A 23933-nucleotide genomic window follows, 5' to 3' on the forward strand; every position below is an offset into this window, starting at 1 on the left:
AGACCGGCGGGACCACGATGGACAAGGTGATACCCGACGCCGCCGAGGCCGTCGCCGACATTCCTGACGGCGCCTCCCTGGCCGTCGGCGGCTTCGGACTCTGCGGCATCCCCGAAACCCTGATCCGCGCCCTCCACGAACAGGGCGCCGGCCGCCTGCGGCTGGCCTCCAACAACTGCGGCGTGGACGGCCGGGGCCTCGGCATCCTGCTCGTCGCCGGACGGGTGGCGCGGGTCACCGCCTCCTACGTCGGCGAGAACAAGGAGTTCGCCCGCCAGTACCTGGCCGGCGAGCTTGAGGTCGAGCTGATCCCGCAGGGCACCCTCGCCGAACGGCTGCGGGCCGGCGGCGCCGGGATCCCCGCCTTCTACACCACCGCCGGGGTCGGCACCCAGATCGCCGAGGGCGGCCTGCCCTGGCGCTACCGCTCGGACGGCTCGGTGGAGGTGGCCTCGCCGCCCAAGGAGACCCGGAGCTTCGCGGGCCGGGAGCACGTGCTGGAGCAGGCCATCACCTGCGACTTCGCGCTGGTCCACGCCGCCCGCGGCGACCGGCACGGCAATCTGGTCTTCCACCGCTCGGCGACCAACTTCAACCCGCTGGCCGCGATGGCCGGCCGGATCACCGTGGCCGAGGTGGAGGAGCTGGTCGAGCCGGGCGAGCTCGACCCCGACCAGGTGCACCTGCCGGGCGTCTTCGTCCAGCGGGTGGTGCCCCTCACGCCGGCCCAGGCCGCCGACAAGCCGATCGAACGCCGCACGGTCTCCGCGCCTCCGGCACGAGGAAGGGTGGGCGCCTGATGCCCTGGACCCGTGACGAGATGGCGGCCCGCGCCGCGGCCGAGCTGGCCGACGGCTCCTATGTGAACCTCGGCATCGGGCTGCCCACCCTCATCCCCAACCACCTCCCGCCGGGCGTGCGTGTCGTGCTCCACTCGGAGAACGGCATTCTGGGCACCGGCCCCTACCCGACCGCCGACCAGGTCGACCCCGACCTGATCAACGCCGGGAAGGAGACCGTCACCGTGCTGCCCGGGGCCGCGTTCTTCGACTCCGCGCTCTCCTTCGGGATGATCCGCGGCGGTCACATCGACACCGCCGTCCTCGGGGCCATGCAGGTCTCCGCGGCCGGTGACCTCGCCAACTGGATGATCCCCGGCAAGATGGTCAAAGGCATGGGCGGCGCCATGGATCTGGTGCACGGCGCCCGCCGCGTCATCGCCCTGACCGAGCACACCGCGAAGGACGGCACTCCGAAGATCCTCGGCGCGTGCACCCTGCCCCTCACGGGCCGGGCCTGCGTCCACCGGATCATCACCGATCTGGCCGTCCTCGACATCACCCCCGAGGGCCTGGCCCTCCTTGAGACCGCCCCCGGCGTCACCTCCGACGACGTCCGGGCGGCGACCGACGCGCCCCTGGTCCAACCCTGACCTGCCGGGCGCGAGAAAGGGCCGTCGGCGCGTCCTCGCCGGCGGCCCGGTCCCCTTTCCCTGCTCAGCTGTCCCCACTCAGCTTTTCCCACTCAGCTTTCCCCACTCAGTCCGCTGTGCCGCCCTCGTTCCCGCTTCCCTCTTCCGGGGCACCGACGCCGAAGACATCCATCAGCTGCGCGAGAGTGCGGTAGTAGCCGACCAGGACGGTCAGTTCGAGCACCCCGGCCCGGCCGAGCGCGCCCTCGGCCGCCGTGTAGTCCGCGTCGGCCCAGGGCCGGTGCGCGTCGTCGAGCAGCCGGGCGGACAGCGTGTACGCCGCCGCCTCCGCCGGGTCGGCCGAGGTGAACGTGCCGGTGCGGAGCGCGGACAGCTCCGGCTCGGTGAGCCCGGCCGCGCGCCCGACCCGTTCGTGCGCGTATCGCTCGAAGGAGCTGCCGGTGGCGGCGGCGACGGCGAGGATCGCGATCTCCCGCACCCGGCCGCTCATCCCGGTCCGGTAGCGCACCGCGGCACCCAGCTCCTGGAGCGGGCCGCCGAGTCCGGGCGCGTGCAGCATCACGCCGAACGGGCCGTTGAGCGCGCCCTGTTCGTCCTGGAGCGCGAAGAGCTGCGGGCCGGCGGCACGCGGCCCCGCGGTGATGCTCCGGTAGAGGGCGAGCTGCTCCTCGTCCAGGTCGTCCCGGGTCAGCCGGGGCAGCCGCTCGGCGCTCACCGCGTCGGCGTCCCGTCGGCCGGCGCGTCGGTGGCGCGGCTGATCAGCAGCTTGGTGGTGGTCGCGATGTGCGCGCCGAGCCGCTCGGCGGCGAGCTCGCCGTCCCGGGCGAGCGCGGGTTCGAGCAGCTCGCGGTGGTCGGAGGCGGCGCGGTCGTGGGGCCGTCCGCCGAGCGAGACCGACCACTGGCGGTACAGCTCGGCGTCCTCGCGCAACGCCCTGGCGACGGTCCGCAGCCGGCGGTTCCGGCAGCCGGCGATCAGCGCCGCGTGGAACGCGGCGTGCGCCGCGTTCCACGCGTCGGACGGGCGGTCCGGGCCCTCCGGGCCGATCAGCGGGGTGCGTTCCAGCACATGGTAGGCGGCCACCAGACCGCCCTCCCAGGCCATGTCGCCGTCCCGGACCGAGAGCCGGAGCACCCGGGTCTCGATCGCGATCCGGGCCTCGGCGAGGTCGGCCAGGTCCCGGTACGACAGCGACACCACCCGGTAGCCCTGGTGCGGCGCGGAGGTCACCAGGCCCTCGGCCGTCAGCCGGGCCAGCGCCTCCCGGACCGCGCCCATGTTCGTGGAGTAACGGCCGCGCAGCTCGGTGAGCTTGAGGCGGGCGCCGGGGGTGAGCCGGCCGGCGTGGATGTCGCCCCGCAGACCCGCGTACACCTCGTCGACGCGGGTGGTGGGGCCTTCCTTCCGCAACATACGAAGGACGGTAGCAGATTATGATGATGCGATTGAGTTTCGAAAGCTTATTGACTTGTCGAACGATGGGGATCACGATGCTGCCTATCCGTTCCCGACCTCTCGGTCCGCTGCCGTGCCGTGAGACAGGAGTGCACCGTGGCACACCCCCATGACAAGACCCCGCTCGTCCCCTCCCCGCCGAGCCGGCGGCAGGCGTGGTTCATGACCGTTCTGCTGATGCTCTTCATGGCGCTCAACTTCTGGGACAAGGCGGTCCTCGGCCTCGCGGCCGTCCCGATCATGGACGAGCTCAACCTGAGCAACTCCACCTACGGCCTGGCCAGCAGCAGCTTCTACCTGCTCTTCACCGTGGCGTCGATCCTGGTCGGCCTGATGGCGAACAAGGTCCGCAGCAAGTGGGTCTTCGTGGTGCTCGCCCTGCTGTGGGCCGTCGCCCAGGTCCCGATGCTGATCAGCGCCACCCTCACCGCGCTGTTCGTCAGCCGGATCTTCATGGGAGCCGCCGAGGGCCCGGCCAACCCGCTCACCGTGCACACCGCGCACGCCTGGTTCCCGCCGGAGCGCCGGAGCCTGCCCACCGCGCTCACCCAGATCGCCTCCGGCATCGGCGCCATCACGGCCGCCCTGTTCCTGACCTGGGTGATCACCGAGCACGGCTGGCGCTGGGCCTTCGCCGCCACCGCCATACTCAGCGCCGCGTGGGCCGTGGTCTACGCCATCCTCGGCAAGGACCGCCCCGCCGACACCCACCCGACTCCGGCCGATCCCACCGCTCCCACCGCTCCCCCGGCCGAGGCCGCCCCGGCCGTCGCCGGCGACACGGCCGACGGGCAACGCGTCCCCTACCGCCGGATCCTGCTCAGCCCGACCTTCCTCGGCTCGCTCGCGATGACCTTCGCCGCCGCCTGGTGCCTGGCCGTCGTCCTCGCCTGGCTGGTGCCGTACTTCGTCCGAATCGTCGGCTACGACCCGTCCGAGGCGGGCAACATGGTCATCCCGCCGAACGTCGTCAGCATCACCGCCATCCTCGTCCTCGGCGCCCTCTCCGGCCGCCTGATGTCCCGCGGCACCGCCGACCGCGTCCCGCTGGGCGTGTTCACCGGTGCCACCGTCGCGGCCGGCGGCGTCTGCGCGGTGCTGATCCCCTACCTCGGCACGGGCTTCTGGCTCGTCTGCGGCGTCTCCCTGGCGGCCGGCCTGCCGATGGTCGCGATGACCTCGGCCTACAACGCGGTCGGCCGGATCTGCCCGCCCGCCCAGCGCGGCGCCGTGCTGGGCGCGCTGTACGGCCTCTACTCCCTGGGCAGCGTCGGCGGCCCCTACGCCATGGGCGTCATCCTCGACCACGCCCCCGACCTCGCCACCGGCTACCACCGCGGATTCACCGTGCTCGGCGTCATCGCCATCGCGGGCGGCCTGTGCGCGGCCCTGTGCGTCAACCCGGGGCGCGACCGCGGCCGGCTGGTGGGCAGCGTGGCCGCCGAGAGCCCGGCCCCGGGCGGCGACGGTCGGCAGCCGGGCCGCCCCAGGACCTCCCCGGCCGTGTGACCGTCCGGCAAGCCGATCAGCCGGGCACGGTGCTCGGCCCGGCAGCGGATCGTCCGGAGCCGGCCGCGGGCCGGCGGCGAGATCCGCCGTGAACACGCCGTCCACCAGCACGAACGCGATGGTCCACCGGGGCACCCGATCGGTTCACCCAGCCGTGTGGGGTGCCCCGCTGGACCACGATGTCGCCCGGCCGCAGCACCACTTCGGCGCCGTCGTCGAGCAGCGTCACGACCTTTCCCGCGCTGCACGATGCCGTATCCACCGACTCGGTGCGGTGGACGGGGGAAGGGCCGCCCGGCGCGAGCCGCGGTCACCCGCAGGACGGTCCCGCCCGGCGCCGGGGCGACGACCAGCTCCCGCCGGGTGGGGTCGGGCTCGCTCGCCCCGAGCGGGGCGGGCGTCGCGTCCGTGCTCCAGATCTCGTAGAACTCCACGCCGGGCAGGCCGTGCACGACCGGCGTGGGGCCGTCGCGAGCTCCACGTCCCGGGTGGCGATGGCGTTGGCCACCGTGCACCCGGCGACGCATCCGGGCGCGTCGGCCCGGCCCACCTCGAACGACTCGCGGCCGATGACGACCACGACCGTTCCGCGGATGACCCCTATGATGCGATGACCTCTCGATCTTTCGAAAGTGCATTGACATGTCGAACACTGGCTGGACACGATGCGCACAGGCCCGCACGGACGTCGCGGGCACCGGGACAGGAGCTGAAGCATGACCCACACGCCCACGGACACCGATGTCATCGTCGTGGGAGGCGGCCCTTCCGGACTCGCCACGGCCGGCGAGCTGGCGCTGGCGGGCGTCCGGGTGACCGTGCTGGAACGCCGCACCCGGCCGGTGGAGTCCAGGGCGGGCACCGTCCTGCCCCGCGTCCTGGAACTGCTCGACGCCCGCGGCCTGGCCGACCGCTTCATCGAGCGCGCCAGGGCCATCAAGGAGAACCCGCTCATCCCGGTCCACATCTGGGCCGGAATGCAGCCGGTGCACTGGCACCACCTGAACTCCCGCTTCGGCTTCCGCCTGATCATGCCGCAGAACATCACCGAGGAACTGCTCCTCGAACGCGTCCGCGAGCAGGGCGTCGACGTCCGGCACGGCGTCCACGTCGAGACGGTCACCCAGGACGCGGACGGTGTGCGCGTGACCGCCGGGGGGCAGGACGGCGAGCGCGTCGAGCTGACCGCCCGCTACGTCGTCGGCGCCGACGGCGGGCGCAGCACCGTCCGGCAGCAGGCCGGCATCGGTTTCGAGGGCCACGGCGCCACCTTCACCGGCATCGTCGCCGACCTGCGCGCCGAACGCCTGGGCCCCGACTGGCGGTTGATGACCGACAACGAGCACGGCTGGGTCACCTCGTTTCCCTGGGGCCGGGACGGCGAGCAGGTGATCCGGTTCAACATCGTGCACGCCGAACGCCGGCACGCCCCGCCGTCCGAGCCGGTCACCGAGGACGAGGTGCGCCGCTGCCTGCGCGAGATCGTCGGCTCCGAGGTCGCGTTCGACGGCCTGCGCTGGGCCTCCCGCTTCACCGACGCGCTCCGGCTGGCCACCGCCTTCCGGGCCGGGCGGATCCTGCTGGTCGGCGAGTCCGCGCGCATCCACTACCCGGCCAGCGGCGTCGGCATGAACTTCTGCGTCCAGGACGCCTTCAACCTCGGCTGGAAACTCGCCGCCGTCGTCAACGGCCACGCCGACGACAGCCTCCTCGACACCTACGAGGAGGAACGCCGCCCGGTCACCGAGGAGTTGCTGCGCAGCGTCGAGGCCCAGTGCGCCGTCCAGTTCAACTTCACGCCCGAGGGCGTCGCGTTCAAGCGGATGTTCCAGGAACACCTGCTACCGCTGCCCGAGGTCAACAGCCGCCTCGCGCACGAGCTGAACGGACTCACCTTCCCCTACCCGTCCCCGCCCGGCAGCCACCCGCTGACCGGCCACCGCGCCCCCGACCTCGAACTCGTCACCCGCGACGGCGTCCGGCGGGTCCACGAACTCCTGCGCGACCAGCGGTTCCTGCTGATCGACTGCGTCGGCGACGACAGCTACGCGGACCTGGACACCACCGGCCTGCCGCTGCGCACCGTCAGCGGCGCCGCCGTCCTCACCGGCCCCTCACTCCGGCGCGTCCGCAGCCTGCTGATCCGCCCCGACGCGTACGTGGCCTGGGCCGACGAGCAGCAGCCCTCGCCCGGCCGCGCCACCGAGGAGATCAAGCGCTGGATCGGGGCGGCCCGGTGACCACCCGGACCCTCGTCGCCGGCGGCCTGGTCCTCACCCAGGACCCCGCGCTCGGCGACCTCCCCGCCGCCGACATCCTCATCGAGGACGGCACCATCCGCGCCATCGGCCCGGCCCTGGAGACCCCCGGCGGCGCGGAGGTCATCGACGCCTCGGACATGATCGTCATGCCCGGGTTCACCGACACCCACCGGCACACCTGGCAGACCGCCGTCCGCCACACCTACGCCGACATCGACCCGCTCCAGTACTTCGCCGAGATGCTCGGCCCGGTCGGCGCCGCCTACACCCCCGAGGACGTGTATCTCGGCACCCTGCTCGGCGCCCTGTCCGCGCTCGACGCCGGCATCACCACCCTGGTCGACTGGGCCCATGTGATGAACACTCCCGGCCACGCCGACGCGGCCGTCCAGGCCCTCACCGAGTCCGGCATCCGCGCCGTCTTCGCCCACGGCTGGCCGCTGACCCCCGAGTGGACCCGCGACAGCGCCCTGCCGCACCCCGCCGACATCCGCCGCCTCAAGGAGCGTTACGTCGCCTCCGACGACCAGCTCCTCACCCTCGCGATGGCGGCCCGCGGCCCGGAGATGGCCCGGCCCGACGTGTGGCTCGCCGACCTGCGCCTGGCCCGCGACCTCGGCATCCGCACCACGGTCCATGTCGGCGCCTATGCCCACAACGCCCACCACCGGGCCGTCGCCCGGCTCCGCGACGCGGGCGTCCTCGGCCCGGACCTGACGTTCATCCACTGCTGCCGCAGCCACGACGACGAGATCGCCATGATCGCCGACGCCGGCGCGAGCGTCTCGCTCGGCGTGCACTGCGAGCTGAACTCCCCGGGCATGGGCGACATCCCGCTCGACCGGATCCTCGCCGCCGGCCTGCGGCCCGGCCTCAGCGGCGACACCGAGACCAAGTGCGCCGGTGACATGTTCACCCAGATGCGGCTGCTGCTGGCGTACCACCGCTCCTGGACCGGTGGCGGCCACTCCCGGCTCAAGGATCCGCCGCCGCTCGGCACCCGGGACGTCCTGGAGTTCGCCACCCTGGCCGGCGCCCGCGTCGCCGGACTCGGCGACCTGACCGGCTCGCTCACCCCCGGCAAACAAGCCGACCTGATCCTGATCCGGGCCAACGACCTCAACCTCGCCCCCGTCACCGACCCGGCCGCCGCCGTCGTCCTCGCCGCCCACCCGGGCAACGTGGACACCGTCCTGGTCGCCGGCCGACCCGTCAAGCGCGGCGGACGGATGCTGACCACCGCCCTGCCCGGCCTCCTGGCAGACGCCGAACGCTCCCGGCGGCGCGTCCTGGCCCGCATCGTCGCCGACCGGCGAGCCACCGCGTGACCACGCGCCCCGCCGTCCGCGTCGCCGAAGACCTCCCCTACGCCACGGCCCCGGACGGCACCCGGCTCGCCCTCGACCTCTACGTCCCGCCCCGCGCCCACCACACCGACCCGGCGCCCGCCGTCCTCTACCTGCACGGCGGCGGCTGGCTCACCGGCAGCCGCACCGACCACCGGGACCGGCTGACCGGCCTCGCCGAGCACGGCGTCGCCGTGGCCAGCGCCGACTACCGCTTCGCCCACCGGGCCCCGTTCCCCGCCCAGCTCGACGACGCCCGCGCCGCCGTCCGCTGGCTGCGCCGCCAGGGCGCGGCGCACGGCCTTGACCCCGGCCGGATCGGCGTCTGGGGCGCCTCCGCCGGCGCCCACCTCGCCGCCCACCTCGCGCTCGCCCCCGAACCCCCCGCCACCGCCGTCCGCGCCATGGTCGGCTACTTCGGCACCTACGACCTCACCCCCGCCGCCGCGCACCTGCGCCCCGACCCCGGCCTGCCGCTCCCCGACGAGCTGCGCGACGCGGTCTGGCCGGCCGGCCTCCCGAGCCCGCCCAGCGCGCGGCTGCGCCAGGCCCTGCTGGCCGGCGTTCCCGAACCCCGCCTCGGCTACGACGACCTGGCCGCCCTCAGCCCCATCACCCGGGTCCATCCGGACGCACCGCCGATGCTCCTACTGCACGGCACGGGCGACGCGGTCACGGGCGCCGGCCAGAGCCTCCGGCTGGCCGAGGCGGTCCGCGCGGCCGGCGGCGACGCCAGGACCGTGCTCATCGACGGCGCCAACCACGAGGACCCCGTCTTCGACACGCACGCCACCCTTGCCGTCGTCGCCGAGTTCCTCACCGACCGCCTGTAGCCTGCCGGGCCGACCCGGTACGGCCGGTACGTCGGAGGAGGGGAAGAAAGAGTGCGGCGTCCACGACCTCCAACTCCTCGGCGAGGGCGGGGGCTTGTCCGTTGGCATCGACGTCGGCGGACCTCGCGGACACCTTCGAGTCGCCTCTCGTCGCTCTCATGGCCGGGTTCCGGTGACTTCGTACTCGAACAGGGCCTTGTTGCTGTTCCGTTTGCGGATGATCTCCACTTTGACGGCCTGGTAACCGAGCTCCCTGAGCATGGCCGCGTACCACTCCTGAGCGGGCACCTCGTGCTTGTAGAAAGTGCTGTTGCCGACGATATAGGAGACCGATCCGCCGTGCTTCAGGGTCGGGGTGATGGCCTGGAAGTGGAGCCACATGTCGTGATGGTACTTGTGCACGTAGGTCGACAGAAGCGGGCCGTTCTTGCCGCCGTCAGTCGCGATGCGCTCGCAGACCGCCCGCATGGCGTCATCCACGGGTGTCACCGTGTGCGGCTGCCAGGAATTGAGCTTCGAGGTCGCCGTGCCCCATGTGCCGCCGATCGCCCGCCAGTCGAGGTCGCCCGCGTCGCTGGACAAATCGAGATGGCGGAGCCAGTACATATAGGGGCGGAGCTCTCTGATGTACGACATGCGGTTCACGTACGGCGGGGAGGTCAGCACGAGGTCGGCTTCCTTCAGGTCCCGCACGCCTTCGCGCGAGTCACCCTCGTACACTCGGGCCGAGCCCAGCAGGTCATAGCGGGCGGACTCGATGATCGATGACATCTCCGTACCGAAAGCGGCGAAGGTCTGCTCTGCCTCGTCCATTTCGAAAAGGACGGACTCGCCGGCCCCCTCCTTGAACGACATGGACTGATGATTGAACGCGGCATTCGAGCACGAGATAAGGGACCGGCAGAGCGAGATCTCCAGCAGGTCCTTTACTTGCCCCTCGTGCTGGTCGATGGAAGCCCTCAGAGCCTTCAGCGCGTGCAGCGCACCGGGGCTCCACCATTTCTCGATCTTGAAAAGGCTGGGCTGCCAGAGATCGTTGTCCTCCGGGTGCGCGCGAGCGCTCGCGACGACTTCCTGAGTGGCGTCGGCGGCGGCGAGGAGGGTTTCCGGGGAATAGTGGCTCGTCTTGACCGTGCCCAACCAGATGAGGAACGGGTTCACGTCCACGGACTGGCCGAAGTGTCCGAGCTCGGCGGCAGCGAGCGGGGTCGTTCCCGTCCCGGAGAAGGGGTCGGTGATCACGCTGCCCTCGGGCAGGTGCGAGAGGCGATCGCGCACCAGGCGGACGCCGTAGGCCGGGGTGAGCCGCAGCCAGCCGTGTCGTCCCACTCCCATGTTGGCCCGGAAGGTCAAGTGCTCGTTGCGGGCAAGGGCGGCCCGGTCCACCGTGGTCGTCACTCGGCCTCCAGGAGAGCAGCGAGGATGTCCTCCATGCCGGCACGGAGGGGGGCTGTATTACGCTCGAAAAACGCATGGAGATCGTACCCCACCACCTGGTGCACGAAGTCAAAAGTGCTGTGCAGAGGGTCATGGGAGCCTATGGTCCCCATAAGCACCGACCAGTTGCCCGTGCGATATCGCGCGCGGACGACCTGGTTGATCTGTGTGCTCATGATGGTGAGCACCGGAAGGTATCCATGTCCCAGCGCCTGCGCGGCGTTGGCCAGGTCCGCGTTCTGGCGTTTGGAATCCGCGGATTTGTAGCCCTGTCGTACCTCGAATACCGCGCCCTTCAGCGGAGCCGAGATATCCAGTGCCGCTCGCTGACGGTCGATCCAGTCGCTCATGCGCGCGGCGGCGTCGGAGTCCCGCACGTCCTCCACATCGACCCGGCCGTCGAGCGAAAGCGAGCGCACCTTCGCCGGCTTGGAGGCGTCATGGGAATCAGCCCGGGGAAGAACCTCATAGGACCATGCGACCTGCTCCTCGGAAAGCGAGAACTGATCGCGCAGGACCCGACGGAACAGCCGCTCGCAGCCCATGCCCAACTGCCGGTAGACGGAGGTCATACCTCCCGCCGCCCGGTGCGCGGCGAACATCAGGGGGGAGTCGAATCCCACCCAGTGGTAAAGCGGATCGGCACCGTACAGGCTCGTGAATCCGGCGAGGTCGACTTCCTTGTCGCCGCCCATCTTGGGAAGATAGTCAGCGCACTTCCGCAGCGGAGCGAGGATCGTCTCGCGGTAAAGATCGTCCTGGTGCCAGAAATCGCTCAATTCTGCTCTCCTGCAAGCTTTCCATATCGCGAACGGGCCCAGATCTCGCCCATCACCTGGGTGGCGTCAAGCGTATATGTTCAGCCGGCGGGAGGGACGGGGCGGCCGGGACGGCCCTCGGTCAGCCGTGGTGGGCCGGGACGGGAACGCGGGGTTGAGGGGTGTCCTCTCCCGCGGTGCGCGTGCGGCGGGGGCGGAGGAGGGGGAGGAGCGCGTTCGTCGTCGCGTGGAGGGCGTTGACCGTGAAGATCGCGGGGGCGATGACGCCGACGGCTTCGGGGACCATCGGCTGGAGCACCAGGGCCAGGATGATCGCGGTGATGCCGTTCTGCTGGCTCAGCGACAGGGCGATCCGGTCGTGCGTGCCCATGCCTCTGGTGACCAGAGTGGCGACGACGATCTGGGCGGCGAACGTGGCGGCGCCCAGCACCAGGCCGACGGCGAGGTGGGCGCCCTGGGAGAGCAGCATGCCCAGCAGGAGCGTCGCCGTCAGCATCGCGCCGGTCGTCGCGCGGGGGATCCAGCGGGCCAGGTAGGGGCGGAAGAAGAGGGCGGCCAGGGCCAGGCCGAACATCAGGAACTGCCAGGCCGCCACGGCGATCAGCGCCAACAGCGCGCCGACGCGCAGCCGGTTCGCCGTCGTGCCCGCGTGCGCGGCGTCATCGGCGGGGATCGGTGACGAGGCGCTCCGCAGGGCCCGCCAGATCAGGGCGGCGGCCAGCAGCAGCGCGGCGTTGAGCAGCAGCGTCTCCCCGTAGGCCGCCGTGCCCGCGCCCACGCTCGCGCCGTCGTCCAGGAGCAGCGCGGTGGCGTACGCGACCAGGATGGTGGTCACCGGATCGTCGAAGGAGGCCCAGGCGGCGAGGAGGGCCTTGGCGCGCTCGGACATGTCCCGCCGGTCCAGGACCGCCGACACCGACAGGGGGTCGATCTGTGCCATGGCGACCGCCAGCACGAGATATTCGTGCTCGCCCCGGAAGGCCAGCGCGAGGACGGCGCCGACCAGCACCGCCTTGAGGAGGACGCCGAAGCTGATCGCGACGACGATCCGGCCCAGGTCCGCGCGGGCCTGGGGGCGGGAGATGCCGTTGACGCTGCCGTACAGGCCGATCGCGAGGAGCAGCCCGGTCAGATACGTGTAGGCGCTCTCCCCCACCAGATCGTCCATGGGGAGGCCGCTCCCCAGCGCGACGCCCACCAGCACGACACCGGCGGGCAGCAGCAGCGGGCGCAGGATGGCGTCACCCAGGGCGCGCGCTCTCCGTCTCGACGGACGCATCGTCACCGTCCTTCCGGCGAGTGGCGGTCCCGGCCGCCCTCTCGTACGGGAAGACATACCCGCGGGCGGGCCGGGGAAGCGCGCGGTCAGTCGGGAAGCGCGCCGTCAGTCGGCCGCGAGGTCGCGGCCGAGTCCGGTCAGGACGCGGTCGGCGTCGGCCACCCGCTCCTGATCGAGCGTCACCCCGATGAGATACCGCTTCCCGGGCAGCGCGTGGTACGAGATGGCGCCCTGCTCGACGTCGAGCACCAGGCGCAGGAGATGCCCGCCGGCCACGGCCCGCAGGGTGGAGTCCAGCCGCCGCACGACGCTGGGCAGGAGTTGGCCGATGTTCAGGTACTGCGCCCGCCTGCGCTCGCGACCGCTCGTGGGCATGGCGAAGAACGGCGCCAACCGGTCGTCGTCGAGCATGTCGTCGGTCGCCGCCAGCTGGTTGTCGCGGTAGTACGCCACGTAGTGCAGCCGGCCCACGCCGAGGGAGCCGCGGAGCAGCGTGACCGTGCCGGAGTGGTCCGCCGGGTCGCCGTCCGCCGGGACCCCGGCGGGCGGTCGGGGGGCGGAGGTCGGAACGGCCGTCCCGTAGGCGGGTGTCGGGGGGCGGGACGCCGACGGTCCGGCGGTGAGGAACGCGCCGTAGTTGAGGCGTCCCAGACGTACGAGGCCGCGTATCTCGTTGACGGCGTCGGCCAGTTGTCGGTCGACGGCGTCGATGCGATCCGGCCGGGTGGTCGATCCGTACAAGTACGCGCCGGTGTCGATCAGATAGAAGAAGAGCGCACCGGTGGGCGCGCGCAGCACGGTGCGGATGAGCGGCCCGCTGCGCAGTGCCGCGAGCTCGGGCTCCAGGCCGGTGAGCAGGTGGTAGAGCTGGCGGCCGGTCCGCTCGTGGACCGCTGCGGCGTCGTGCCCGCCGGACGGCAGCGTCTGGATGCCCGCGACGTCCGGGTCGACCGCGATCGAGACCATCGGGAGCTGGCCGTCGAAGAGCACGACGTGCCCCAGGCCCCCGGCGTCCCCGTCCTCGGGCCGGAGGAGCGCGTCGAGGCGTGTGGCCAGCTCGACAAGCTCCGGCGTCTCCTTCTCCGGGTAACTGATGTGCCCTCCCGGTGTTCTGTCGGCCCCTTGCTCCGGCGCTGACATCGTCTCCCCTGCCTGTCCCGTCTGTCGTCCCGATTCCGGCCCCGGCCGGTCCCCCGTCAGATGTCCGTGACCTCCAGTTCGGCGCCGATCCGGCGGTAGGGCCGGGCGGCGAGGGCGCGCGCCAGCGGATGGCCCGCGCCGAGCAGGTCGGCGCAGCGGCGCGCCGGCTCGGTGCCGGGGTCGACGTCCCCCGGCTCGCGCGGGCGGCTGTGCGCGAGGTTCGCGGCGGCCGTCAGCGTGATCGGGTGGTCGGGCCCCCAACGCGGCACGCACTGCTCGTGGATCTTGTCGTCCTCGACCAGCACGACCTGCGACTCCCCGCCGGCGACCAGGCAGTTGACGTAATTCATGCGGGCGACGAGCGTGAACCGGTGGTCGGGCCCCACGCTCAGGGACAACTGGCTGGCGGCGACCCGACCCACCGACGTGGCCTCGTCCGTCGCCCCGCTCTCCAGCGCGTAGAGGGCGAGGTTGACGCGGCACATGTCCGTGAAGGGGTGCCGGTCGTCGAAGACCCGGACGTACCGCTCCAGGACGTCCCGGGTGTAGTCGGCGGCCTCGGCGTGCCGGCCTTTGGAGTGCAGGCCGGCGGCGACGGCGAGGACGCACGCCATCGTGTCGGGGTGGTCGTCGCCCCACTGCCTGCGGTAGGAGATGAGCGCTTCCTGGTAGAGCTGGGTGGCGGCGTTGAGGTCGCCGAGGCGCAGGTAGGTCATGCCGAGGCTCCGCACCGCCCGCAGGGTGAGGGGCGAGTCGCTGCCGTCGATGCGGTTGAGCCGGTTCCTGGCCTCGTCGAGGGTGGCGAGGGAGTCCTCGAACAGCCCGGCCTCGCGCTGGTAGGTGCCGATGTTGGTGTGCGACTTCCAGGTCAGCCGGTGGGCTTCGGTCAGCACCCGCCTGCGGCCCTCGAACGTCACCTGGTCCTGGCGGAGGGCCTCCTCCACCGCTCCGCTGAGGAACCACGAAAGCGCCAGGTTGGCCGAGGCGTTGAGGGTGTCGGGGTGGTCGTCGTCGAACTGCTCGCGGAACCCGGCAAGCGTCTCCTGGTCCTCGGCCAGCCCGTCGGCGAACGCGCCCACCGCGCGCAGCCCGGCGGCGTAACCCCGGGCCGTCATCAGCGTGTACGGGTCGCGGCGGCCGAGGAGCCGGCGCTGAGTGCGCAGCGTCGCCGCGTCCAGCGCGTGCGCCTTGTCGTACTCGCCCAGCGACCGGTGGGCGTTGGCGACCTGGGTGGCCAGGCGCAGCGTGGAGCCGTCCCCGTCGAAACGGTCGCGCCACGCCGCCAGCAAGCTGAGACCGAGATCGCGGGCCGAGGTCCACTGGTCGCAACGCCACCGGTACCGCACCTGGTTGACGACCCAGCGGCGGACGCCGGGGTCGTCGCTGTCGAGCGCGCCGGAGACCAGTAGATGCTTGTCCAGCTCGGCGTAGACCGGTTCGTAGCGCAGCGCGTCGCAGTTGGCGTCGCCCGGGTCCATGGCGGCCAGGATGTCCAGCACTTCGCGCCGGGTCCGGTCGCGGGTCTCCTCATCCATCCGGCTGCGCCGCAGGTCCTGGATCAGCCGGTGGACCTTGATCCGCTCCTCCGCCTGGTCCACCTCGGCCAGCGCGCGGTTGGCGAGCGTGGTGAGGAGGTTGTGCAGCCGCATGCCGTCCTGGAGCCGGCTGTCGATCTCGGCGAGGCGGCGGAGCATGGCCGGTGACTTGATGATCCGCAGTGACACGCCCTCCGGCGAGAGGAACGCGCACAGGTCGAGCAGCTTTCCGGCGGCCGGCGCCTCCTGCTCCAGGCTCTGAAAGGCGAGGTGGAACGGGGCCGCGAACTCGGAGTCGAGACCGTCGCCCGACCGTTCGGCCAGCAGGGTCACGTCGTCGTTCTGGATGCGTTCCACGTAGTCGCCGATCGGCAGCAGACCGTTCCGCAGGAAGGCCGCCGCGGTGTCCTCCGCCGAGGGGTGGTGTCCGAGCACCTCGGCCAGCCGGGCGAGGTCGTCGTCGGCGGCCCTGGGCAGCCGGTGGCGGAGCAGGGCGGCGCTCTCCCTGGCGGAGAAGACGTCCAGCCGCCGGCTGTCGGCGTGCCGCTCCCAGGTGTTGCTGCGGGAGGTGACCAGGACGTGGCCGGGGCCGCCGCTGGGGATGTACGGCTCCAGCATCTCGTGCTCGCCCGCGTCCACGAATATCAGCAGCCACCGGTCGTAGGGGCGGCCCCGGCGCAGGTCGTCGCGCAGGGACTCCCAGTCGTCGCCGGTCCTGGTGCCCGACGCCCGGTTCACCGCGCGGGCCAGCTCGGTCAGGGACGCCTGGATCCGCTGTGGGTCGCCGGCCGGGATCCACCACACGACGTCGTACTCGGAGCCGAAGCGGTGCGCGTACTCGCGGGCCACCTCTCGCTTGCCGACGCCCACCATGCCGTGCAGAGCCTGGGCGTTGCGGGCCCCGTCGCCGCGATCGAAGCCCGTGCGCAGGGCGGCGAGGATGTCGGCGCGGCCGGTGAAGGCGTTGTTCCGGGAGGGAACGTTCCAGACATCGGGACGCCGGCTCGGGTAGCGGGGTCCGGAGCCGGGCGGGCCGGTCATGGCCCGGCCGTCGCTCTCCGACAGTCCGAGGCGGCCGAGGAACGCCCGCCTGGCCTCCGGCTCGGGCAGGCCGACGAGGTTGAGGGCGTCGGTCGCCTCGAACCACGGCAGCAACTGCGTGCCGCTGACCCGGACTCCGATGACCGTGGGGTTCCGGTCGGCGGTGACGGGGGCGCCCTGGAAGAGCCGGGTGACCGTCATGTCGTCGGGCGATCCGTGCAGGGCGGAGGAGAGCACGACCACCACCGAGTCGGTCTCCGGCAGGTCGCCGGCGTCGCCGTCGGCCGCGCTCCTGGCGATGACGCGGATGCCGCCGCGCCCCATCACATGGCCGATCCAGTCCGCCCAGTTCTGGTCCTCGGGCGCGTGCAGGATCACCGACGTCTCCGGCTTGCGCTGCCAGACGGCCGGGTGGGTCAGCTCGTGCCAGCGGCGCCGCACGCTCTCCGGCGCCCAGTCGAAGCCGGTGACCTCGCCGTCGGTGAGCCGCTCGGCCAGCTTGACGTACTGGGCGAGCAGGCCGAGCGAGTCGGACGGCTCCTCCCAGAACACCGCCAGCTCCTCGCCGAGCGCGTAGAACGGCTTGTAGGGGATCTGCACTTCCCACAGATAGCGGTCGAGCGCCGCCTCGTCGTCGAAGCCGAGGACCGGGCCGAACGTCTGCCGGGTCTCGGCCTTGCGCAGGGCGAGGCGCTGCAACTCGGAGGTCTCGACGTGCATCGGGACCACGTGGATGCCGATCTCCCGTCCGGCCTGGGCGCGGACGCTGCGCGCGACGCGCGCGCCGCCGCTGATCGACTGGCTGTTGAGGGCCAGACCGATCACCACGGTGTCCGGCAGCATCTGGGTGCAGATGGCGGCGCCGTCCGACAGGCCGGCCCGGCTGTCGATGAGGACGTAGTCGTAGATGCTCTCGCGCATCCGCCCGCGCAGCGCCTCGATGTAGGCGGCGCCCTCCTCGCTGCGGTGGAAGTCGTTCCAGTTGAGCTTGGCGAGGCGGTTGGGGTAGGAGGCGTTCTGCTGGCCGGGCGAGAGGTAGTCGAGGCGGCCCTCGCCGGGGAACGTGACTTCGAGCCCGACGACGTGCCGCGTCATGTTCGCGTGCTCGGCGTGCAGCCTGCTGAGGTCCTCCTGATCGGCGCCGACGGTCCGCGCCGCGTCCACGAAGCCCTGGAACATGTCGAGCACGCCGGACGTCTCGGTGAGCTGCTGGTCGATGAGGTAGGGCTGGAAGTACCGGTGCAGGCCCGGTGCTTCGAGGTCCCAGTCGACGGCGAGCACGGCCTTGCCCGCGCCCGCCAGGACCCAGGCGATGTTCGCGACGGCCATGGTGCGGCCCGCGCCGCCCTTGAAGGAGTAGAAGGAGATTATTCTGGCCGGCCCCGTTCGGCTCATCCCTCGGTCACTCCCCCGCCCAGACGCCACCGGCTGTCCCGTTCAGCAACGGGGGCCGCGCGGCGATTCCCCTCAGTGTCCAACTCGCCCGCTCCTTGCGCCGCCGTAACTGCCGCTCGATACCGCTCTCCCATGCCGTGACGCCGGAGGTCGGCGAGGGCGACGGCGACGGCGGGGCGACGGCGGCCGGGGTGGCCAGCCAGGCCGTGGCCCGGGCGAGCGCGGACGCCGACTCGACCTCGTGGAAGGGGGCACGTAACGCGCCGGCCGCCGAGAGCGCGAGGGCCGAGCGGAGCCGCGCCGCGTTGCCGCTGGTCTCCTCGTCGGTGCGGGACAGCACGATCACCACCGCCGTGACGGCGGACGCCCAGCGGGCCGTCAGCCTCGACCACAGCGCCGGGAAGCCGGGGTCCTCCGCCAGCCAGGGGTCCACGATCAGAAGGACTTTGGAGGGGGCGGCGGGGTCCATGGGGGCGGCGGGGTCCATGGGGGCGGCGGCGTTCGACGGGTCCGACTGCTCGGGGGCGGGGCCGGGTGGCTGTCCGGCGGCGGCGGCGAGATCGGTGTCGAGGTCGAGGTCGAGATCGGTGTCGAGGTGGGCGTCAGGGTCGAGGTCGGCGTCCAGGACGGGAATGGTCGTCGGCTCAATGCCCTGCGCCCGGCAGGCGTCGGCGACGAGCTCGGCGGCGGGCCGGTCCGACTGCGGGCCGAACGGGCGCCAGTCGCGGGCGGTTTCCCCGTAGCGGTCGGCGTCGGCGCGCAGCGGTGCCATCCGGTCGCGCGTGCCGGCCAGGAGGAGCACGGTCGCCCGTTCCCGTTCCGGCTCGCGGTCCGGCCGGCGGTCGGCGGCCGGCGGCGCGGCGGGGCGCAGCGCGCCGGGGCCGAAGCGGAGCGGCACGTCGTGGGCGTCCTCGGGGGCCATGGGCGGTAAGGAGGTCTCGGCCCCGGCGATCAGGTGGCTCGCGGTGAGCCGTACGACATCGCGGTACCGATCCCAGCCGTCCTGGTCGCGCAGGAGTCCGGCGACGCCCGCGCCCGTGCCGATCAGCGGCCCCGCCTCGTTGATCACGCGAGGCAGCATCAGACGCTCCGTCCGCCAGAGCACGCCGATCACGGCCGGTGGCCGCTGGCCGGTCCGCCGCGTCCTGCGGTCCATCCGCTCCCGGAAGATCGACCAGTCCCGGGCGCAGTCCGGGCTGTTGACATACTCCTCGGAATACAGCGCGACCATGGCGCGACAGTCGAGGGCGGCCGACGGCGTCCCGGCGGCCGGGGGGCTCGCGGACTGGAGGCGTCCCTCGAACCGCGGCCCGCCGCCCAGGCGGCTGTGGACCTCTTGTTGGATATCACTGTAGAACCGCTGTGCTTGGCCTCGATCACCGGTCGAACTCGCGTAACTCACGTAGAAGAACGGCTCCACAGCATCCCCCAGGCGCCCGCCCTCCGCGCCGAACTCGGTACGGCCTCTCATTGCGGAGCGGTCCAGCATGGATTGATGACGCTTGCCCTTCGAGTTTAGGGCCAGCGTTGTCTTCATACCGCAAAAATGAGCCATCTGCAGGAAGTTCATCCGAAAGAGATGGACGGGTCAAGGGGAACGGACGGCGTGTCTGACACGGTATCGGCCAGCCGATGTCTGATGTGGCTGATGAGGAGCGCCAGATCGAGGCAGTACACGGACGGATTGTCGAAACCTCGGTGGCGTCCGTACCGGTGGGCGCGGAGTCCGCCGCCGCAGACCCGGCCGACCGGGCAGGCCCGGCACGTCCGGCACAGCGACTCGATGCCGGACACCGGCCGTCGCGGCAGTGCGAGGACGGCGTCGAAGCTGTGCTCCCGCACGTTCAGCCCGGTGGCGGCGGCCCCGTCGGCGACGGCCTTGAGGGAATCGGCCCACTCGATGGAGCCGTCCGTCTCGATCACGACGGCGTCGGCCGCGAGCAGCCCGACCACCTCGCTGCCGCTGCTGCCCGCCAGCAGCAGGTCGGTGATCGCGTCGAACAGCCGCAGCCGGAACGGGCGTCCGTCGGCCCACCAGCGGTCGAAGGCGGCGGACAACCACGCTCCGTAGCGCGCCTCGCCCGCGACATGTCCGGGCGGCGGATGGTCCCATGTGCCGTGCGGCAGCAGCAGATCGGCCATCGGCGGCCGGTGGTCGGCCAGCGCCCGGCAGGTCGCGGCCGGGTCGTTCGCCAGGTCGACCGTGCACAACAGGCCCTCGAAGAGCCGCTGGTACTCGGGCCGGTGCAGCAACTCCAGCGCGCGGAGCACGTCGGCGTGGCTGCCGCGGCCGTCGGCCCGGCGGCGGTGCCGGTCCTGCGCGGCCCGGTCGCCGTCCAGGCTGAGGCCCACGCCGATGTCGTGCCGGGCCAGCTCGTCGAGCAACGGCCGGTCCAGGAGCAGCCCGTTGCTCTGGATGACGAGCTGCGCCGTGGCGCCCGCGCCGCGCATCGCCTCACGGGTCGCCTCCGCGAGGCGGGAGATGACCCCGACCCCCGCGAGGAGCGGCTCGCCCCCGTGCAGGATCACGCGGACCGTGCTCAGGCCGTGCCGCCGCGCGTGCTCGGCGATCCGCCGCACCAGGCTGTCCAGGGTCGCCGCGGACATCACCCGGGGCCGGTCGCGCCAGCCGCTGTCGCGCAGTTCGTAGACGTAGCAGTAGTCGCAGGCGAGGTTGCACCGGCTGTGCAGCTTGACGACGAACTGGTCGAACGCGCGCGCCGTCGCCTGTCTCCGGCCGCCCTCCGGCCAGGGTCGGGCCGGAGCTGTCGCCGAGTCGAAGGTGGGCATCTGCCACCGGACCCGCTTGGTCCGGGCGCGCCAGCGTTCGACGGTCGACGGCGGTAACGCGATGGAAGCGGAATCGTCCACTCGCCAACCTCCATATTCCCCCTATCCATAGGATAAGCAGGTCGACTTACGGCATTGGAGCCGCCAATCAGCCAAAGAGCGCACGGATGTGGCTGGTCGTGGGGGATGAGTGGGGCGCGGCGCGGCGCCCGGGGCGAGGGAGAGGGGACGCTGTGGGAGCGGCATTCCTCACGAGTGCGGCGGCGGTGGACGCCAGTGTGTATATCGGGCAGTTTCACCGGGACTTGCGTGACGAGGTGGCGGCGGTGGCGGGCGTGCCGGTGACCGGCGTCCTGCGGCGCCCCGGCACCGGGGCGGGCCGCGCGGGGACGGCGCTGTCGGCGGCCGACGCCGCCGTGCTGGTGGCGCTGTGCTCCCCCGCGTACTACCGGGACGCCGACTGCGGGCTCGACTGGGCCGCCTTCGAACGCCGCCTCGGCCGCCGGCCCGGATGGTCCCGCCGGGCGCGGAAGGCGCGGTTACAGGTGCTGTGGGTGCCCGTCGATCCGCCGCCCGGCCTGCCACGGGCCCCGGCGCGCGAGGCGGGGCCGTTCTCCCGTTACGCCGAGGCCGGGCTGCTGGAGATGATGCGACAGGATCGCGGGACCGATCCGCTCGCCTACCGCGAGATTCTGCGGAACCTGGCCCGGGACGTCTGGGAGGGGCACGAGCAGGGGCTGCCCGCGCTGCTGCCCGGCGACGGGGAGACGCTGACGCCCAGCTTCCCGCGCGGGCCCAAGCCCAAGCCCGAGCCCGAGCCCGAGCCCGAGCCCGAGCCCGAGCCCACGGTCCGTGCTCCGGAGCAGGGGCCGGGGCCGGACGTGCCGCCGTCGCGTCTCCATGTCCTCTATCTGGGCGCCAGTCCCGCCGGGCACCAGGTCCTGCGCGCGGACCGCGGCCTGCGCGAGGTCCAGCAGGCGGCGAAGGAAGGCGGGCGTCTGCGGGTCACCCCGTATCCGGCCGCCCGGGCGACCGATCTGCGGCACGTGCTGACCGAGCGGCCACCGCCGGACATCCTGCACCTCGCCTGTCACGGCGTGGACGGCCGGCTGGTCTTCGAGGACCCGTTCGGCGAGGAACACCGCCTGGACGCCGGCCAGGTCGCGGACACGCTCGCGCTCTACCGGACCGAGTACGGCGTCCGGCTCCGCGCCCTGGTCCTGGCCTCCTGCGACAGCGCCGACGTGGTCCGCCTGTTCGAGAACAGCGCGGAGACGGTCGTCGCGCACACCGGCCCGCTGGACGACATGTGCGCCAACGTCTTCGCCGGCGAGTTCTATCGCGTGGTCCAGCTCGACGGGAACGTCCGGGCCGCCGCCCGCGTCGCCGCGCAGCACACCGCGAACACCGACGACAGCTGCGCGATGGTGCGCACCGGACTCGTCGTCCTGCCCGACCGCCCCCGACCGATGGGACTTTGGTGATGGAGATCGGATTGCCGCCGCTCACGATGCGACCGCTGCCCATGGCGTCGGACGACCCGGTGCGCGGTCCCGACCCGGCGGGGACGCCGCCCCTGGCCGGCCGGATTCTCTTCGCCGAGCCGCACGCGGTGCCGGTGACACCGGAGTTCGCCGCGAGCGATCCCGAACTGGAGCTGTTCGTGCGCCAGGAGGCCGCCCACAGCGTCTATCACCTGGTCCGCCTGGCGATCGGCTTCACCGCCGAGCCGCCCACCCCGCGCCTGGAGAGCGCCTCGGTCCATCTGACGCTGAGCTCCCCCGGCGCGTCCGTCCAGCCGGTCGCCTGGTCGATGACGCCCGTGCGGGTGACCGAACAGCGGGAGCGGCAGCGGACGTTGACACTGAGCCCGCAGATCCTCTTCGGCGGGGTGGAGTGGAGCACGACCACGACGGTGCCCGACGGCGACACGTTCCTGCTGGCCGTGGGGGGGCGCACCGCCGAGCCGCGCTGGGACCTGCGCCGCACGAGGACGATGCCGCTCGCGGGAGACCAGCCGCTCTCCCTGATCGTCAAGGCGCCCCGGGGGGCGACGACTTCGATCACGGCGACGGTGCGGGCGAGCACCAAGAGCGCACTGCTGCGCCGTTACCGGGCGCTGACCGGGCCGTTGACGCTGGTCAGCGCCCTGTGAACAGCCGAAGGGCCCCGCGGGCGTCGGCGTGACGCGCGCGCTCGCGGGGCCGGTGGCCGGCGGCGGGGTTCAGGCACGGATCGCCGTGCGGGGGGCTCGCAAGAGGGGAATCACGTTGAACAGGAGGCCGGCGACGGCGACGGCGGTGACCAGGTTCATCCCGGGGCGGTAGGCGCCGATGTCGGCGCTGCCCGCCGTGGTGTCCGTGACGAGCGCGGTGACGACGGCCAGGACGAGGGCGGCGCCGACCTGTCCCGAGGTCTGCACCAGCCCGGAGGCCAGGCCCTGTTCGGAGTCGCCGATGCCCTCGGTGGCCTGCGCCATGATCGCGCTGAAGCCGAAGGCGAAGCCGCCGCCGAGCAGCAGCATGGCCGGGAACACCGAGATCGCGTAGTCGGGGGTGGTGCCGGCGGTGGCCAGGAACCAGATGTAGCCCAGGGTCAGCGAGGCCATCGAGGCGAGGATCAGCGGCGGCGTTCCGTAGCGGCTGATGAGGCGCCCGACGAACGGCGAGGCGATCGCCACGACCAGGCCGACCGGGAGCAGACCCATCGCCATCTTCAGGGGCGACCAGCCCAGGCCGTCCTGGAGGTACAGCGTCATGAGGAACTGGAAGCTCAGGAAGGAGCCGAAGAGGGCGATGATGCTGAGGTTGGCCCGCACCACGGTGGCGATGCGGAGGATGCCGAAGCGGACCAGCGGGTGGGCGACGCGCTTCTCGATCAGCACGAACGAGGCCAGCAGCACGATGGCCAGCAGGAAGAGCGCCAGCGTCAGCGGCGCGCCCCAGCCGCGGTCGGGCGCCGAGACGACGGTGTAGACGGTGAGCAGCATGCCGCCGGTGAGGGTGGCGGCGCCGGCCAGGTCGTGGCCGCCGGTCTCCGCGGGCCGGTCCCGGGGGATCAGGGCGTAGCCGAGGACGAGGGCCAGCACGGCGAGCGGGACGGGCGTCAGGAACGTCCAGCGCCAGCCGAAGCCGGTGAGCAGGCCGCCGAGGATCAGGCCGGAGGAGTATCCGGTGGCGCCGAAGAGGGAGAAGACGGAGAGCGCCCGGTTGCGCGCGGGGCCCTCGTGGAAGGTGGTCGTCAGGATGGACAGGGCGGTGGGCGCGGTGAAGGCGGCGGCCAGGCCCTTGATGAAGCGGCTGGCGATCAGCAGCGGGCCGCTGTCGACCAGTCCGCCGAGCAGCGAGGCCGCGGCGAAGATCGCCAGGGCGATCAGGAAGACCCGGCGGCGGCCGAGCAGGTCGGCCATCCGGCCGCCGAGCATCATCAGCCCGCCGTAGCCGAGGATGTAGCCGTTGATGATCCACTGGAGCGAGGTGGCGGACAGGCCCAGCTCGCGGCCTATGGACGGCAGGGCGACGCCGACCATCGAGAGGTCGAGGCCGTCGAGGAACAGCACGAGGCACAGGACGGCGAGCACGCCCCACAGGCGCGGGGTCCAGCGTTGCTCTTCGGGCTGCGCTGTGGACTGCTGAACGGACGGCGTCGGGACCACGGGAACGTCGGTGGAAGGGGGCATGACCCAGGACATTACATGCGTG

At 72.3% G+C, this 23933-nt stretch carries 18 protein-coding genes and 1 pseudogene; 8 read left to right on the top strand and 11 right to left on the bottom strand.

The features are described 5' to 3' along the window. The first annotated feature begins 17 nt into the window (after nt 1–17). On the top strand, nt 18–800 hold the full coding sequence (locus OIE51_RS08410; RefSeq protein ID WP_326600554.1) for a CoA transferase subunit A: 783 nt from the start codon (nt 18–20) through the stop codon (nt 798–800). Further along, nucleotides 800–1432 (top strand): 3-oxoacid CoA-transferase subunit B, encoded by a 633-nt coding sequence (locus tag OIE51_RS08415; protein WP_326596623.1) that lies wholly within the window; start codon nt 800–802, stop codon nt 1430–1432. Before OIE51_RS08410 ends, OIE51_RS08415 begins: the two co-directional genes overlap by 1 nt. A gap of 106 nt (nt 1433–1538) precedes the next feature. Here OIE51_RS08415 and OIE51_RS08420 read toward each other — a convergent pair whose 3' ends face one another. Further along, on the bottom strand, nt 1539–2147 hold the full coding sequence (locus OIE51_RS08420; protein WP_326596624.1) for a carboxymuconolactone decarboxylase family protein: 609 nt from the start codon (nt 2145–2147) through the stop codon (nt 1539–1541). After that, nucleotides 2144–2845, bottom strand: a complete 702-nt coding sequence (locus tag OIE51_RS08425) for a GntR family transcriptional regulator (protein WP_326596625.1) — start codon at nt 2843–2845, stop codon at nt 2144–2146. Before OIE51_RS08425 ends, OIE51_RS08420 begins: the two co-directional genes overlap by 4 nt. 138 nt (nt 2846–2983) lie before the next feature. Here OIE51_RS08425 and OIE51_RS08430 point away from each other — a divergent pair, with 138 nt between their 5' ends. Next, nucleotides 2984–4396, top strand: coding sequence for an MFS transporter (locus OIE51_RS08430; RefSeq protein WP_326596626.1), 1413 nt, complete (start codon nt 2984–2986; stop codon nt 4394–4396). A 16-nt stretch (nt 4397–4412) separates the two neighbouring features. On the opposite strand, the pseudogene OIE51_RS26905 reads toward OIE51_RS08430, so the two are convergent. Then, nucleotides 4413–4688: pseudogene (locus OIE51_RS26905) on the bottom strand (hypothetical protein); the annotation flags it as partial. Nucleotides 4689–5112: 424 nt separating this feature from the next. On the opposite strand from OIE51_RS26905, the gene OIE51_RS08435 reads away from it, so the two are divergent. From OIE51_RS08435 to OIE51_RS08445, 3 genes are read left to right on the top strand one after another with little or no spacing between them, the layout of a single operon-like run. Next, nucleotides 5113–6636, top strand: coding sequence for an FAD-dependent oxidoreductase (locus OIE51_RS08435; protein WP_326596627.1), 1524 nt, complete (start codon nt 5113–5115; stop codon nt 6634–6636). Next, nucleotides 6633–7985, top strand: coding sequence for an amidohydrolase family protein (locus OIE51_RS08440; RefSeq protein WP_326596629.1), 1353 nt, complete (start codon nt 6633–6635; stop codon nt 7983–7985). The genes OIE51_RS08435 and OIE51_RS08440 overlap by 4 nt, the downstream gene beginning before the upstream one ends. Beyond that, nucleotides 7982–8836 (top strand): alpha/beta hydrolase, encoded by an 855-nt coding sequence (locus OIE51_RS08445; RefSeq protein ID WP_326596630.1) that lies wholly within the window; start codon nt 7982–7984, stop codon nt 8834–8836. Before OIE51_RS08440 ends, OIE51_RS08445 begins: the two co-directional genes overlap by 4 nt. A gap of 156 nt (nt 8837–8992) precedes the next feature. Here the strand turns inward: OIE51_RS08445 and OIE51_RS08450 are convergent, their stop codons facing one another. The 7 genes from OIE51_RS08450 to OIE51_RS08480 all read right to left on the bottom strand — a co-directional run bounded on the left by OIE51_RS08450 (nt 8993) and on the right by OIE51_RS08480 (nt 20313). Next, the gene (locus tag OIE51_RS08450; RefSeq protein ID WP_326596631.1) at nt 8993–10234 is read right to left on the bottom strand and encodes a DNA methyltransferase; all 1242 of its coding nucleotides are present in this window, start codon (nt 10232–10234) and stop codon (nt 8993–8995) included. Next, complete coding sequence (locus OIE51_RS08455; RefSeq protein ID WP_326596632.1) at nt 10231–11052, bottom strand: hypothetical protein; 822 nt, start codon at nt 11050–11052, stop codon at nt 10231–10233. The genes OIE51_RS08450 and OIE51_RS08455 overlap by 4 nt, the downstream gene beginning before the upstream one ends. A gap of 121 nt (nt 11053–11173) precedes the next feature. After that, nucleotides 11174–12331: a hypothetical protein gene (locus OIE51_RS08460; protein WP_326596633.1), complete on the bottom strand. Its 1158-nt coding sequence runs from the start codon at nt 12329–12331 to the stop codon at nt 11174–11176. Nucleotides 12332–12436: 105 nt separating this feature from the next. Continuing rightward, on the bottom strand, nt 12437–13471 hold the full coding sequence (locus OIE51_RS08465) for a hypothetical protein (RefSeq protein ID WP_326596634.1): 1035 nt from the start codon (nt 13469–13471) through the stop codon (nt 12437–12439). Between the two features lie 56 nt (nt 13472–13527). Continuing rightward, a complete protein-coding gene (gene fxsT / locus OIE51_RS08470; protein WP_326596636.1) occupies nt 13528–17442 on the bottom strand; it encodes an FxSxx-COOH system tetratricopeptide repeat protein in 3915 nt (1304 codons plus the stop codon). Between the two features lie 7 nt (nt 17443–17449). Further along, nucleotides 17450–18913: a hypothetical protein gene (locus tag OIE51_RS08475; RefSeq protein ID WP_326596638.1), complete on the bottom strand. Its 1464-nt coding sequence runs from the start codon at nt 18911–18913 to the stop codon at nt 17450–17452. Between the two features lie 95 nt (nt 18914–19008). Beyond that, on the bottom strand, nt 19009–20313 hold the full coding sequence (locus tag OIE51_RS08480) for an FxsB family cyclophane-forming radical SAM/SPASM peptide maturase (protein ID WP_326596640.1): 1305 nt from the start codon (nt 20311–20313) through the stop codon (nt 19009–19011). Nucleotides 20314–20465: 152 nt separating this feature from the next. Between OIE51_RS08480 and OIE51_RS08485 the strand changes: the two genes are divergently transcribed. Next, nucleotides 20466–21716: a CHAT domain-containing protein gene (locus OIE51_RS08485; protein WP_326596642.1), complete on the top strand. Its 1251-nt coding sequence runs from the start codon at nt 20466–20468 to the stop codon at nt 21714–21716. Beyond that, on the top strand, nt 21716–22387 hold the full coding sequence (locus OIE51_RS08490; protein ID WP_326596643.1) for a hypothetical protein: 672 nt from the start codon (nt 21716–21718) through the stop codon (nt 22385–22387). The genes OIE51_RS08485 and OIE51_RS08490 overlap by 1 nt, the downstream gene beginning before the upstream one ends. Nucleotides 22388–22456: 69 nt before the next feature. Here the strand turns inward: OIE51_RS08490 and OIE51_RS08495 are convergent, their stop codons facing one another. Beyond that, nucleotides 22457–23911 (bottom strand): MFS transporter, encoded by a 1455-nt coding sequence (locus OIE51_RS08495; RefSeq protein WP_326596645.1) that lies wholly within the window; start codon nt 23909–23911, stop codon nt 22457–22459. Nucleotides 23912–23933: the final 22 nt, after the last annotated feature.

It is taken from the genome of Streptomyces sp. NBC_01803 (genome assembly GCF_035917415.1).
GTDB lineage: Bacteria > Actinomycetota > Actinomycetes > Streptomycetales > Streptomycetaceae > Streptomyces.